Genomic DNA, 13,946 nt, shown 5'->3' with positions numbered 1-13,946 from the left:
ACGGTCGGCGCGGGGAGTCGCATCCGACCGGGAGCCGCCCCAAGAGGCGCCTATGCTGCCAGCACAAGGCAGTTCTGAAGAGACGAGCAGGTAGGAGAGCCGGCGTGAGCTTGAGGATCGTTGTCTGTGTGAAGTACGTGCCCGACGCCACCGGCGACCGGCACTTCGCCGAGGACCTGACCGTCGACCGCGACGACGTTGACGGCCTCCTCTCGGAGCTCGACGAGTACGCCGTCGAGCAGGCCCTCCAGATCAAGGAGGCCAACGACGACGAGGCGGAGATCACGGTCCTGACCGTCGGTCCCGAGGACGCCAACGACGCCCTGCGCAAGGCGCTGTCGATGGGTGCCGACAAGGCCGTCCACGTCGAGGACGACGACCTCCACGGCACCGACGCGCTCGGCACCTCGCTCGTGCTCGCCAAGGCCATCGAGAAGACCGGCTACGACCTCGTCGTCTGCGGTATGGCCTCCACCGACGGCACGATGGGTGTGCTGCCCGCGCTGCTCGCCGAGCGCCTCGGCGTCCCGCAGGTGACCCAGCTCTCCGAGGTCTCCGTCGCCGACGGCAAGGTGACCGGCCGCCGGGACGGCGACACCGCCAGCGAGCAGCTGGAGGCCGCGCTGCCGGCCGTCGTCTCCGTCACCGACCAGTCGGGCGAGGCGCGCTACCCCTCCTTCAAGGGCATCATGGCCGCCAAGAAGAAGCCGGTGGAGTCCCTGGACCTGGAGGACCTGGACATCGAGGCGGACGAGGTCGGCCTGGAGGGCTCCTGGACCAAGGTCGAGGAGGCCGCCGAGCGTCCGGCCCGTACGGCGGGCACGATCGTCGAGGACAAGGGCGACGGCGCCAAGCAGCTCGCCGAGTTCCTGGCCGGCCAGAAGTTCATCTGAGGCCGACGGTTCGCCGGAACCTCCCTTCCTCCCTCCGCCCGCACTTTTCCCGCAGGAGCAATCGCCATGGCTGAAGTCCTTGTCTACGTCGACCACGTGGACGGCGCCGTCCGCAAGCCCACCCTCGAACTGCTCACCCTGGCCCGCCGCATCGGCGAGCCGGTAGCCGTGCACCTCGGTGCCGGCGCGGACACCGCCGCTCCCGTGCTCGCCCAGCACGGCGCGGTCAAGGTCCTGACCGCCGACGCCCCGGAGTTCGCCGAGTACCTGGTCGCCCCCAAGGTCGACGCGCTCCAGGCCGCCTACGACGCGGTCTCCCCGGCCGCCGTCCTCCTCCCGTCCTCCGCCGAGGGCAAGGAGATCGCGGCCCGCCTGGCCGTCCGCATCGGCTCCGGCATCATCACCGACGCCGTCGACCTGGAGGCCGGCGACGAGGGCCCGGTGGCCACGCAGTCCGTCTTCGCGGCGTCGTTCACCACCAAGTCCCGTGTCTCCAAGGGCACTCCGGTCATCACCGTCAAGCCCAACTCCGCCGCTCCGGAGGCCGCGCCGGCCGCCGGTACGGTCGAGCAGCTGGCGGTGACGGTCGCCGAGTCCTCCAAGGGCACCAAGATCGTCTCGCGCACCCCGCGCGAGTCGACCGGCCGCCCGGAGCTGACCGAGGCCGCGATCGTGGTCTCCGGTGGCCGCGGCGTCAACGGCGCCGAGAACTTCCCGGTCATCGAGGCGCTCGCCGACTCGCTCGGTGCGGCCGTCGGCGCCTCGCGCGCCGCGGTGGACGCCGGCTGGTACCCGCACACCAACCAGGTCGGCCAGACCGGTAAGTCGGTCTCGCCGCAGCTGTACATCGCGGCGGGCATCTCCGGCGCGATCCAGCACCGCGCCGGTATGCAGACCTCGAAGACCATCGTCGCCATCAACAAGGACGCCGAGGCGCCGATCTTCGACCTGGTCGACTACGGCGTGGTCGGCGACCTCTTCGACGTCGTCCCGGCGCTCACCGACGAGGTCAAGTCCCGCAAGGGCTGAGCCTGTTCGGCCCGTCGGAGCCCACTCCCGGCGAACGCCCGAAGGCCCCGTACGCGCGGTGCGTACGGGGCCTTCGGGCGTGCCGCTCAGGTGTGCGGCAGCTGTCCCTTGTCCGGAGCGCCGGCCGGCACCGGCTCCAGCACCGCGACATCCGCCGGTCCGGCCAGCGCGTCCGCCATCTCCGCACCCAGCTTGGCCAGCGCCGGGCCGGCCGAATGGGCGTCGAGGGCGGCCTGGTCGGCCCAGTTCTCCACCACGACGACGCGGTCGTCGCCGGCGTGCACCGCGTACAGCAGGCAGCCGGGCTCGGCGTGCACGGCGGCGGTGTGCCGGCGGAACGCCGCGAGGACGTCCTCGCGGCGGCCGGGCTTGGTCCTGAGGGTGGCAACGACGACGGGCACGGGGCCTCCTGGGGTTCGCGGCACGGGAGTGATCCCGCTGATATGTGCGAGCCTATGCACTGCGGATCATGGCCGGAAATCGGCTGCTCGCCCTCGGTCCGTCCGCCGTCCCCGCCCGGCCGGGCCCCTCCCGTCAGGCGCCGGTCGCGCCGTCGATGCCCTGGCGCAGCAGATCGGCGTGCCCGTTGTGCCGTGCGTACTCCTCGATCAGGTGGACGTACACCCAGCGCAGGTTCAGCGTGCGGCCGTTGGAGGTGGTGAAGGTCTCGTCCAGCCCGCGGCCGGCGGCCACCGTGTCGCAGGCGGCGGTCTCGGCGCGGAAGGCGGCGAAGTCGGCCTCGGCGGCGGCCGGGTCGAGGCCGTTGAAGTCGGCGTCCGGGTCGTCCTCGGTGAAGTAGAGGCTGCCGATCCGCTCACCGGCGAAGCACTGCCGGAACCACCAGCGTTCGACCTCCGTCAGATGGCGCACCAGGCCGAGCAGGGTGAGGGTGGAGGGCGGGTTGCTCGCCCGGACGAGCTGCTCGGGAGTGAGGCCGGCGCACTTGGCGAGCAGGGTGTCGCGGTGGAAGTCGAGCCAGCCTTGCAGCATGTCCCGTTCGCCCGCCGCGACCGGGGCGTCGGAGCGTTCGATCTGGGGTGCGGTCCACGTCATGACGGCGATTGTGGCGGTGCCGGCGGGGGCGCGCCACGGAGTTTCGGGCGGGGCGCGGGCCGGTGGCCTGCGTCGCCACGGGCGGGGAGGTGTTGACCTCGCCATGCGACACCGTTAGCTTCGCTATACGGATTGTTGATTCCGTTAAGCGGAAAAGGCGCGGCGCCGGTGGCGGCGTCGGGCGCAAGCACCGGGAGGGTACCGAGATGGGGCAGCAGGAGACCGTGGCGACGAGCCTCGCGGACACCGTACGCGAGGGCATCGGAGCCGCCCTCGCCGCGGTGGACGCCGACCTGGCGCGGCGCTACCCGGGAGACCCCGGCACCCGCCAGCCGGTCCACACGGTCTACGTCCCCGGCGACGTCTTCGCCGCCGACACCCTGCGCTCCTGGGGCGAGGCGGCCCTTGCCGCCCTCGACGAGCACGCCCCCGACGCCGGTGCGCTCGCCGCCGTCCTCGGCATCCCGGACGAACTCGCCGGACCGGTCCACGAGCGGGTCCGCGCGAAGCTGGAACGGGAGCCGGTCGAGGACCTGCGGATCGACTTCGAGGACGGCTACGGCCCCCGCCCGGACGCCGAGGAGGACGCCGCCGCGGCCCGCGCCGCCGCCCTCGTCGCCGCCGCCTATGAGAACGGCACCGCCGCCCCTTATATGGGCATCCGCATGAAGTGCATGGAGGCCGCCGTCCGCGACCGCGGCATCCGCACCCTGGACATCTTCCTCACCGGCCTCATGGAGGCCGGCGGCCTGCCCGACGGCCTCGTCCTCACCCTCCCCAAGGTGACCTACGCCGAGCAGGTCACCGCCATGGTCCGGCTCCTGGAGGAGTTCGAGAAGGCCCGCGGCCTGGAGAGCGGCCGGATCGGCTTCGAGATCCAGATCGAGACCACCCAGTCCATCCTCGGCGCCGACGGCCGCGCCACCGTCGCCCGCATGATCGAGGCCGCCGAGGGCCGCGCCACCTCCCTCCACTACGGCACCTTCGACTACAGCGCCTCCTGCGGCGTCAGCGCCGCCTACCAGGCCAGCGACCACCCCGCCGCCGACCACGCCAAGGCCGTCATGCAGGTCGCCGCCGCCGGCACCGGCGTACGGGTCTCCGACGGCTCCACCAACGTGCTGCCGGTCGGCCCCACCGCCCAGGTCCACGACGCCTGGAGGCTGCACTACGGCCTCACCCGCCGCGCCCTGGCCCGCGCCTACTACCAGGGCTGGGACATGCACCCCGGCCACCTGCCCACCCGCTACGCGGCCGTCTACGCCTTCTACCGCGAGGGCCTGGAGAAGGCCGCCGCCCGTCTCGCCGCGTACGTCGCCAAGGCCGGCGGCGACGTCATGGACGAGCCCGCCACCGCCAAGGCCCTCAGCGGCTACCTGCTCCGCGGCCTCGACTGCGGCGCCGTCGACACCGACGAGGTCGCCCGCCTCACCGGCCTGACCCGCGCCGACCTCGACGCCCTGGCGGGCCGCCCGGCACACACCGCCTGACACCGGACCGCCCGGTCCCCCCGCCCCGGCCCCGTGTGCGGCGCCCCAACAGGGCGCCGCACACGGGGCGTTGGCGCTGCGCGAGGTCGGGCGGACGCGGCGGGACGGACGCCCCGCCGCGTCCGCTCCTCCTGAGCGGGCCCGTCACCCCTCGTACGGTCGGATCTCGCCCGAGCCGCGGGGGATCAGTCGGGTGGGTATCTCCATGCGGCGGGGTGTCTCGTCGACGCCGTCCAGGCGGCGGAAGAGCTGGACGGCCGCCGTACGGCCCATGTGGGCGGCGTCCTGGGCGACGACCGTGATGGCGGGGCGGACGAGATCGGCGAGTTCGAAGTCGTCGAAGCCCACCAGGGCGACCGGGTGCGGGCGTTCGCGCAGCACGCGGACGGCGGTGACGGTGACGCGGTTGTTGCCCGCGAACAGGGCGGTGACCGGTTCCGGGGCGTCCAGCATCGCCGCCGCGGCGGCCCGTACCCGCTCGGGGGCGGTGGAGCCGAGCGAGACCCAGGAGTCGTCAACGGGCAGGCCGGCGGCGGCCATTGCGGTGCGGTAGCCGCGCAGCCGCTCCCTCGCGGTGTGGATGCGCGGCTGGTCGCCGATGAAGCCGATCCGGCGGTGGCCGTGCGCGATGAGGTGGGCGACCGCGTCCCGGGCGCCGCCGAAGTTGTCGGAGAGGACCACATCGGCGTCGATCCGGCCGGCCGGGCGGTCCACGAAGACGGTGGCGACCCCGGCGGCTATCTCCGGCTCCAGGTAACGGTGGTCGTCGCCGGCCGGGATGACGACCAGGCCGTCCACCCGCCGGGCGCACAGCGCGAGCACCAACTCCTGCTCGCGGGCCGGGTCCTCGGCGCTGGAGCCGTTGATCAGAAGGGCTCCGTGGCTGCGTGCGACCTCCTCGACGGCGCGGCTGAGCGGGCCGTAGAAGGGGTCGGCGAGGTCTTCGAGGACCAGGCCGATGCTGGCCGTACGGCCCTTGCGCAGGATCCGGGCGGAGTCGTTGCGCCGGAAGCCGAGGGCCGTGATCGCCTCCTGGACGCGGCGTTCGGTGTCCGGGGTGACGCCGGGTTCGCCGTTGACCACTCTCGACACCGTTTTGAGGCCAACCCCGGCGCGCGCTGCGACATCCTTCATCGTGGGGCGGGTGCCATAGCGATGCGAGGTGCCGCGGGCGGTGTCGGTCACGGTGTGCGGTCCTGTTTCTGTCGGCGCCGGCCGGCGCATCGGGTCGCGGTGGGGGCGCTTCGGCGTGTGGCGTCGAGCATAGCCTCTAGACAACGTTGTCAACTGGGGGAAGACTGGCGTTCTCACGCCGGGCCGGCACCCCCGGCCCCCCGGGCCCACCAGGAGATTCGACACCGATGCAGACGGACCTCAGCGCAGCTTTGGACATTGGCGGCACGAAGATCGCCGGCGCTCTGGTGGACGCAGACGGAAGAATGGTCGTACGGGCCGCCCGGCCGACCCCCGCGGACCAGGACGGGGCCACCGTGATGCGTGCGGTCGCCGCGGTCGTCCGCGAGCTGGCCGCCGGCCCGGACTGGGTGCGGGTGGCCGCCGTCGGCATCGGCAGCGCCGGCCCCGTGGACGCCTCCGCGGGGACCGTCAGCCCGGTCAACATCCCTGGCTGGCGCGGCTTTCCGCTGGTCGCCGGAGTGCGGGAGCTGGTCGGTGGGCGCCCGGTGGCGCTGGTCGGGGACGGGGTCGCGATGACCGCCGCCGAGCATTGGCAGGGTGCTGCGCGCGGCCACGACAACGCGCTGTGCATGGTGGTCTCCACCGGAGTCGGCGGCGGGCTCGTGCTCAACGGGCGGCTGCACCCGGGCCCCACGGGCAACGCCGGGCACATCGGGCACATCAGCGTCGACCTCGACGGCGATCCGTGCCCCTGCGGTGGCCGCGGCTGCGTGGAGCGGATCGCCAGCGGCCCCAACATCGCCCGCCGGGCGCTGGCCAACGGCTGGCGGCCGGGCCCCGACGGGGACGCCAGCGCCGCCGCGGTCGCCGCCGCGGCGCACGCCGGCGACCTCGTCGCCCTGCGCTCCTTCGAGCGGGCCGCCCAGGCGCTGGCCGCCGGGATCGCCGCCACCGCCACCCTCGTCGAGATCGATATCGCGGTGATCGGCGGCGGTGTCGCGGGCGCGGGCGAGGTCCTGTTCGCCCCGCTGCGTACGGCTCTGCGGGAGTACGCCACCCTGTCGTTCGTGTCCCAACTGACCGTCGTACCCGCCCAAATGAGGACGGACGCCGGTGTGGTGGGCGCCGCCGCGGTCGCCGCGCAACAGTCCCGTCTCGATGCGTTCGCGCCTGCCCGATGAGGGCACCACAGGCGCCCGCCCGCCCCGTAGTCTGGTGCCCACCGCGGCAGACGCCGTGACGTGCACGGCGTACGGGCGAAGACACGGCATCGAGGGGATCGGCGACGGTGACATCGGGGGAGCGTGAGCAGCACGGGCCGCAGGAGCCCCATGGGGCGGGCGGCGGAAGCGGTCCCGGGCAGGCGGGCGGTACGCCACCGCCGGCGGCCGGCGGCGGGGGCGCGGGGGCCGGCCCCGGCGTGCCCCGTGCCGCCTCCCGCAGCGGGCCGAAGCGCGGCGCCGACGACGATCTGACCGGCCGGCTGATCGGCGGTCGCTACCGCGTCACCGGCCGGATCGGCCGCGGCGGCATGGGCGTGGTCTGCCGCGCCGACGACCAGGTGCTGGGCCGCGAGGTCGCGCTCAAGGTCCTGCGGGCCTACACGGACGCCTCCGCTCCGGAACTCGCCGACCTGCGCACCCGTATGCAGCGCGAGGCGCGGGCCGCGGCCCGCATCCGGCACGCCGGCGTGGTCACCGTCCACGACGTCATCGACGAGGCGGGCCGCCCGGTCATCGTCATGGAGCTGGTGGACGGGCCGTCCCTCGACGACGCCATCGGCCGGCGCGGCCCCCTGGACCCCCGCGAGATCGCCCGCATCGGCGCCGCCGTGATGGACGCGCTGGACGCCGCCCATCAGGTCGGTGTGCTGCACCGCGACGTCAAGCCCGGCAACGTCCTGCTGGACTCCAGCGGCCGGGTCGTCCTCACCGACTTCGGCATCGCCAGCATCGAGGCCCCCGGCGACGGTGCGACCACGAACATCACCCGCAGCGGCGAACTGGTCGGCTCCCTCGACTACTTGCCGCCCGAGCGCGCCCAGGGCATGGACCCCTCCCCGGCCTCCGACATCTGGTCGCTGGGCATGACGCTGTACGCGGCGGTCGAGGGCGGCGGCGCCCCGTTCCGCCGTACGTCGGTGTACTCGACGCTGACCGCGATCGTCACCGAACCGCTGCCCGAGCCGCGCCGCGCCGGGCCGCTGGCGCCCGTCCTGTACGCCCTGATGGCCAAGAACCCGGCCGACCGCCCGTCCGCCGCCCAGGCGCGGAGCATGCTGGAGGCGGTGGCGGAGGGCCGCGACCCGGGCGTCGCCCCGCCGCCGGCACCGCAGCCCGGCAGCCCCTACGTGCCGACGGCCACCAACATCCGGGCGGCGGTGGCCCCCGATGGCGCGCCGTCCGCACCGTCCGCCGCGCCCGCCGGTGCCGGCAACGCCGGTGCGCCGCCGGCCAGTTGGCTCTCCGGCCCGGGTGGGCAAGGGGCGCCCGGACCGCAGGAGCAGTCCGCCGGCGCCGCGCAGACCCAGGCCCAGGGCCCCTTCCACGACCCTCCCGGCGTGGTGGCCGGCCCCTTCGTCGGCGCCACCGGCCCGCACCCCTATCCGGGCAGCCGCGGCGGCATCTCCCAGGGGGACACCGCAACGTTGCCCGCCCGGCGCAGCCGCCGGGTGCTGCTGGCCGTGGCGGCGGTACTGGCCGTCCTCGCCACCGGCGGGGGAGTGACGTACGCACTGGTCGGCGGCTCCGGCGACACGACCGCGGCCGGCGGACGGCAGTCCGCGGCTCCCGCCACCACGCCGGGCCGGCCCGGCGAGCCGAGCGCGACCACCGGTCAGGGCGAGGTCAACGGGAAGGGCAAAGGGCAGAGCGCCCCACCGCCCGCCCCGGGCAGGCCCGCGGGCGGCGCGTCCTCCCAGCCCTCCAAACCCGCAGGTACGGGCGGGGGTTCGGGCGGCCAGGCCACCGGCGGCGCGGCATCGGGCGGTAGTCAGGGCGATATGGGCGGCCTGCTCAGCGGCGGGACACAGGGCGGCGGAAGCGGCGGTTCCGGCGGAACCGGCGGCTCCGGTGGCGGCACCACCACCGGCGGCGGTGCGGCCACCGGCGGCGGTGGGCCCACCCAGGGGCAGTCGTGCGCGGCCGTCGCAGGAGGCAGGGCCAACTGCGCCGTGTGGCGTACCGCGGCCTCGTACACCGCCTCCTTCCAGCAGGTCGGCCACCTCAACGCGGGCACCAACTACTTCTACTGCCAGGCGAATCTCGGCCGCCGCGAGACATACGGGAAGTGGACGAACGTCTGGTGGGCCAAGACCGATGACGACAGCGGCAATTCCGGTGTCTACGTGAGCGTCGTCTATCTGACGGGCGGGGAGAACGATCAGCCCGTCCCCGGGCTGCGCACCTGCTGATCCCGGCTGTGCCGGGCGTCCCGGAACGCCTCGGCCGACGCTTCCATGGAACATCGTCCTGTATGGCGTACCGTCCTCCCGCCGGCGGGTGCGAGCCCGTGAGCGGGCGGGGGTTTCGGTGCTGGAGGGGCTGGGGAGCGCTTGTTTGCCGGGGCTTCGCGGCGGGGGAGAGCGCGACCGGCTTCCCCCGTGCGGTGTGTTCAGCAGGCGGTGCTCCCGGTCATGCGCGCGGCCCGTGGTCCCGAGCGTTTCCGTGGCAGGGTGTTGCGGGCAACTCACCTGGGTCTAGGGAAGAGGGGAAACCGTGATCGTCTGGCTGAACGGCACGTTCGGTGCGGGCAAGACCACTGCGGCTCATGAACTGCTCGACCTGCTTCCCGGAAGCACGCTCTACGACCCCGAACTCCTCGGCAGCGGACTGCGGTTGATGCTGCCGGCCAAGCGGTTCGAGGAGATCGACGACTACCAGGATCTGCCGTCCTGGCGGCGGATGGTCGTGGACACCGCCGCCGCCCTGCTCACCGAGGTGCCGGGCCCCCTGGTGACGCCGATGACGCTGCTGCGCCAGGAGTACCGCGACGAGATCTTCGGCGCCCTCGCCGCCCGCCGGATCCCCGTACGGCATGTCCTGCTGCATGCGGAGGAAACGATCCTGCGGAAGCGAATAGCGCTCCGGGAGGAGACGCCGGGTGACGCCGAGGGCAATGCGTCCGTGCGGCGCTGGTGCCTGGAGCACCTGGGACCGTACGCGCAGGCGCTGGACTGGCTCAAGACCGACGCCCATGTCGTCGACACCACGGCGCTGACACCCCGGCAGACCGCGGAGCGCGTCGCGGAGGCCGTACGCACCGGGGCCGGGGCCTGCGACATCGTGCAGACACCCGAGCCGACCGCGGAAACCCTCGCCGCCGGGGTGCTGCTCTTCGACGACCGGGACCGGGTACTCCTCGTCGACCCGACGTACAAGCCCGGCTGGGAGTTCCCCGGCGGCATAGTGGAGCCCGGTGAGGCGCCCGCCCACGCCGGTGTACGGGAGGTCGCCGAGGAACTGGGCATCCAACTCCCGCGCGCCCCACGGCTGCTGGTACTGGACTGGGAGGCCCCCAAACCGCCGGGATTCGGCGGACTGCGGCTGCTCTTCGACGGCGGCACGCTGAGCGGCGACCGGATCCGCCAACTTCTGCTGCCCGGCTCGGAACTGCGCGACTGGCGCTTCGTCACCGAGGCCGAGGCCGAGTCGATGCTGCCACCGGTGCGCTGGAACCGCCTCCGCTGGGCACTGCGCGCCCGCGAACAGGGGTGTCCGCTGCATCTGGAGGCCGGTGTTCCCGTGGGGTGACGTTCCGCTGCGCTTGGCTGGGCTTCCCACGTTGTCGGCTGGCCCGCCGTGGGGGTTCTGTCTTTGCGCCTGCGGCTTCGCTGCGCTTTGCCTCGCCCTACGTTTTCGGCTGTCCCGCCGTGGGGGTTTGCCGCCGTTGCGCCTGCGGCCCGTCCGCTGCGCTTTGCGTCGCCGTGCGTGGTTGGCTTTCTCGCCGTTGCGCCTGCGGCGGGTGGGTCCGCTGCGCGGGGCTGTCGGGGTGCGGTGACGGTCCTGCGGGGCAGGGTGTCCGGACTGCTTCGCTTTACGTCCGGACACCCTGCCCCTCCGGCCCGTCCCCTCCCGTTGTGGGTGGGAATAACCAGTAGGGGTGCGCGTGAGTGGGACGGTGCGGGTTCATGTGTGGGAAGAGACCGTTACCGGACCACTTGGCCCAGCCTCCATCCACCGTTTCTTCCCTCCCTCCACGGGAGGGGGCGGGCCGGAGGGGGCGGTGTGCAGGACGTAAAGCGCAGCAGTCCTGCACACCGGCCCCGGAGGACCGTCACCGCACCCGAAAGCCCCGCGCAGCGGACAACACCCCGCGCCGAAGGCGCAAAAGCGAGCAACCCCCACGGCGGGAAAGCCGACAACGTGGGAAGCAGGCAAAGCGCAGCGGAACCGCTCAGCGCCGACTCTCGGCGTATCCGCGCAGGAACAGGGCCTCTGCCAGCGACAGTCGCTCCAGTTCCTCGGGCGAGACGCTCTCGTTGACGGCGTGGATCTGGGCTTCCGGCTCGCTCAGGCCGATGAGCAGGATCTCGCTGTCCGGGTAGAGCCCCGCGAGGGTGTTGCACAGCGGGATGGATCCGCCCAGACCGGACGTCTGCATCTCCTTGCCGTCGTACGCCTCCCGAAGCGCCTCCGCCATGGACGCGTACGCCGGGCTGCTGGTGTCCGCGCGGAACGGCTGGCCCTGGCCGACCTGCTCGACCGCCACCCGGGCGCCCCACGGAGCGGCGCCTTCCAGATGCGCGGCCAGCAGTTCGGTCGCCTCGGCGGCGTCCGTGCCCGGCGGCACCCGCAGGCTCACCAGGGCGCGCGCCCCGGCGTGCACGGACGGGGTGGCGCCCACCACGGGCGGGCAGTCGATGCCGAGCACCGTCACCGCGGGCCGGGCCCAGAGCCGGTCCGCGATACTGCCGGTGCCGATCAGCTCCACGCCGTCCAGCACCTTGGCGTCCTTGCGGAAGTCCTCCTCCGGGTACTGGAGGCCCTCCCAGCCGGCGTCCGCCGGCAGCCCGTGCACCGTCGTCGACCCGTCCTCGGCGCGCAGCGAGTCGAGGATCCGGATCAGTGCGGCGAGCGCGTCCGGGGCCGCGCCGCCGAACTGGCCGGAGTGCAGATTGCCTTCCAGGGTGTCGACCTGGACGCGCACCATGGTCATCCCGCGCAGCGTCGCGGTCACCGTCGGCACTCCGGCCCGGAAGTTGCCGGAGTCGCCGATGATGATCGCGTCGGCGGTCAGCAGCTCCGGGTGTGCTTCCGCGTACCGCTCCAGCCCGCCGGTGCCCTGCTCCTCCGAACCCTCCGCGATCACCTTGACGTTGACCGGTATGCCGCCGTGCTCCTTGAGCGCCCGCAGCGCAGTCAGGTGCATGATCAGGCCGCCCTTGCAGTCGGCGGTGCCGCGCCCGTACCAGCGGCCGTCGCGCTCGGTCAGTTCGAACGGCGGGGAGATCCAGGCGTCCTCGTCCAGCGGCGGCTGCACGTCGTAGTGCGCGTAGAGCAGTACGGTCGGTGCGCCGGCCGGGCCGGGCAGGAAGCCGTAGACGGACTGGGTGCCGTCCGGGGTGTCCAGCACCGCCACGTCCTGGAAGTCCTCGGCCCGCAGCGCGTCCACGATCCAGCGGGCGGCGGCCTCGCTCTCGCTCTTCGGGAACTGCGCGAAGTCCGCTACCGACTTGAAGGCCACCAGCTCCGTGAGTTCGGCCCTGGCGCGGGGTTGCAGCGCGGCGACGGTCTGTGCGAGCGGGCTGTCAGGCATGGAACGCTCCTTGTGGGCGCGGCGTTGTGTACGTGGAGCACGTCCGGCGGGGTGAGCCGGACGGGCCGGACGTACGGGTATGAGTGCCCCCGATCTTCCCACAGGCGGTGCGCCGGAGTGCGGCCCGTAGGATGCGGACGGAAGGCGCAGCCGGCATCGAACGGGAGCAGAAGCACAGGTGAGCAGCGAGCAGGCAGCCGAAGGCAACCAGCAGGTGTGGGATGTCGTGGTGGTGGGCGCGGGGCCCGCGGGAGCCTCGGCCGCCCACGCCGCGGCATGTACGGGACGCCGGGTGCTGCTCCTGGAGAAGGCCGAACTACCCCGCTACAAGACCTGCGGCGGCGGCATCATCGGCCCCTCCCGGGACTCCCTGCCGCCCGGCTTCGAGCTGCCGCTGCTCGACCGCGTGCATGCCGTGACGTTTTCCCTCAACGGCAGGCTGGCCCGCACCCGCCGTTCCAAGAACATGCTCTTCGGGCTCATCAACCGCCCGGAGTTCGACGCCGGGCTGGTCGAGTCCGCCAAGCACGCGGGCGCCCGGGTCCGTACCGGCGTCACCGTCTCCCGGGTCGAGCAGCACGGCACGGACGTCCCCGACCGGCGGACCGTCGCGGTGGTGCTCGCGGACGGCGAGGTGATCCTGGCCCGGGCGGTGATCGGCGCGGACGGCAGTGCGAGCCGGATAGGCGCGCACGTCGGCGTCAAGCTCGACCAGGTCGACCTGGGCCTGGAGGCCGAGATTCCGGTGCCCGAGACGGTCGCCGAGGACTGGGCGGGCCGGGTGCTCATCGACTGGGGCCCGATGCCCGGGAGCTACGGCTGGGTCTTCCCCAAGGGCGACACCCTCACCGTCGGCGTGATCTCCGCCCGCGGCGAGGGCGCGGCCACCAAGCGCTATCTGGAGGACTTCATCGGCCGGCTCGGCCTTGCCGGTTTCGAGCCCCGGATCTCCTCCGGCCACCTGACCCGCTGCCGCGCCGAGGACTCGCCGCTCTCCCGGGGCCGGGTGCTGGTCTGCGGCGACGCGGCCGGTCTGCTGGAGCCCTGGACCCGCGAGGGCATCTCCTTCGCCCTCCGCTCCGGCCGGCTCGCCGGCGAGTGGGCGATACGGATCGCGGAGGCGCACGATGCGGTCGACGCCCGCCGCCAGGCCCTCAACTACGCCTTCGCCATCAAGTCCGGGCTCGGTGTGGAGATGGGCGTGGGGCGGCGGATGCTGAGCCTCTTCGAGCGGCGTCCGGGGATGTTCCACGCCGCGCTGACGGGCTTCCGGCCCGCGTGGCGCGCGTTCGCGAAGATCACGCGGGGTACCACGACGCTGGGCGAACTGGTCCGGACGCATCCGATGGCCGGCCGGGCACTGGATGCGTTCGACCGGAGGGAAGAGAGCAAGGAGCCCAAGGGGGCCAAGGGGGCCGAGTCGGGCCGGGGGGCCGAGGGAGCCAAGGAGCAGGTGGGCTGAGCGGGGCGCTGCCCTTACGGCATCGACGGTGGCGGTGGTGCCCGGCGGGAGCCGGGGGTGCCGCGACCGCGGTCGCGTCCGGTGGGTGAGGGGGCTCGCCCTGCGGTGGCGGCCGTCCCGCGAGGG

The 13,946-nt window shown here is 73.5% G+C and carries 11 protein-coding genes; 7 read left to right on the top strand and 4 right to left on the bottom strand.

Going from position 1 to position 13,946, the window contains the following annotated elements:
- Positions 1-104 precede the first annotated feature (104 nt).
- Together IEZ17_RS23315 and IEZ17_RS23310 are read left to right on the top strand one after the other, a co-directional pair.
- Positions 105-893, top strand: a complete 789-nt coding sequence (locus tag IEZ17_RS23315) for an electron transfer flavoprotein subunit beta/FixA family protein (RefSeq protein ID WP_189303209.1) — start codon at positions 105-107, stop codon at positions 891-893.
- 66 nt (positions 894-959) lie between these two features.
- Positions 960-1,922 (top strand): electron transfer flavoprotein subunit alpha/FixB family protein, encoded by a 963-nt coding sequence (locus IEZ17_RS23310; protein ID WP_189303207.1) that lies wholly within the window; start codon positions 960-962, stop codon positions 1,920-1,922.
- A gap of 86 nt (positions 1,923-2,008) precedes the next feature.
- On the opposite strand, the gene IEZ17_RS23305 is transcribed toward IEZ17_RS23310, so the two are convergent.
- The gene (locus tag IEZ17_RS23305; RefSeq protein ID WP_189303205.1) at positions 2,009-2,323 is read right to left on the bottom strand and encodes a putative quinol monooxygenase; all 315 of its coding nucleotides are present in this window, start codon (positions 2,321-2,323) and stop codon (positions 2,009-2,011) included.
- 133 nt (positions 2,324-2,456) lie between these two features.
- Positions 2,457-2,975 carry a DinB family protein gene (locus IEZ17_RS23300; RefSeq protein WP_189303203.1) on the bottom strand — a complete coding sequence of 173 codons (519 nt, stop codon included), beginning with the start codon at positions 2,973-2,975 and terminating at the stop codon, positions 2,457-2,459.
- Between the two features lie 206 nt (positions 2,976-3,181).
- On the opposite strand from IEZ17_RS23300, the gene IEZ17_RS23295 reads away from it, so the two are divergent.
- The gene (locus tag IEZ17_RS23295) at positions 3,182-4,465 is read left to right on the top strand and encodes a DUF6986 family protein (protein ID WP_189303201.1); all 1,284 of its coding nucleotides are present in this window, start codon (positions 3,182-3,184) and stop codon (positions 4,463-4,465) included.
- 144 nt (positions 4,466-4,609) lie between these two features.
- On the opposite strand, the gene IEZ17_RS23290 is transcribed toward IEZ17_RS23295, so the two are convergent.
- Entirely contained in the window at positions 4,610-5,650 is a 1,041-nt protein-coding gene (locus IEZ17_RS23290) for a LacI family DNA-binding transcriptional regulator (protein ID WP_189303199.1), read from the bottom strand.
- 176 nt (positions 5,651-5,826) lie between these two features.
- On the opposite strand from IEZ17_RS23290, the gene IEZ17_RS23285 reads away from it, so the two are divergent.
- The 3 genes from IEZ17_RS23285 to IEZ17_RS23275 all read left to right on the top strand — a co-directional run bounded on the left by IEZ17_RS23285 (position 5,827) and on the right by IEZ17_RS23275 (position 10,353).
- On the top strand, positions 5,827-6,783 hold the full coding sequence (locus IEZ17_RS23285; RefSeq protein ID WP_189303197.1) for an ROK family protein: 957 nt from the start codon (positions 5,827-5,829) through the stop codon (positions 6,781-6,783).
- Positions 6,784-6,890: 107 nt separating this feature from the next.
- A complete protein-coding gene (locus tag IEZ17_RS23280) occupies positions 6,891-9,014 on the top strand; it encodes a serine/threonine-protein kinase (RefSeq protein ID WP_373299903.1) in 2,124 nt (707 codons plus the stop codon).
- Between the two features lie 304 nt (positions 9,015-9,318).
- Positions 9,319-10,353 carry an NUDIX hydrolase gene (locus IEZ17_RS23275; protein ID WP_189303195.1) on the top strand — a complete coding sequence of 345 codons (1,035 nt, stop codon included), beginning with the start codon at positions 9,319-9,321 and terminating at the stop codon, positions 10,351-10,353.
- A gap of 643 nt (positions 10,354-10,996) precedes the next feature.
- Here IEZ17_RS23275 and IEZ17_RS23270 read toward each other — a convergent pair.
- Positions 10,997-12,358, bottom strand: coding sequence for a dipeptidase (locus tag IEZ17_RS23270; protein ID WP_189303193.1), 1,362 nt, complete (start codon positions 12,356-12,358; stop codon positions 10,997-10,999).
- A gap of 178 nt (positions 12,359-12,536) precedes the next feature.
- Here IEZ17_RS23270 and IEZ17_RS23265 point away from each other — a divergent pair, with 178 nt between their 5' ends.
- Entirely contained in the window at positions 12,537-13,820 is a 1,284-nt protein-coding gene (locus IEZ17_RS23265) for a geranylgeranyl reductase family protein (RefSeq protein WP_189303191.1), read from the top strand.
- The last annotated feature ends 126 nt before the right edge of the window (positions 13,821-13,946 follow it).

It is taken from the genome of Streptomyces albospinus (assembly GCF_014648695.1).
Lineage (GTDB): Bacteria > Actinomycetota > Actinomycetes > Streptomycetales > Streptomycetaceae > Streptomyces > Streptomyces albospinus.
Note: the sequence above shows the minus strand (reverse complement) of the source record. Positions and strands in the feature narration are given on the sequence as shown.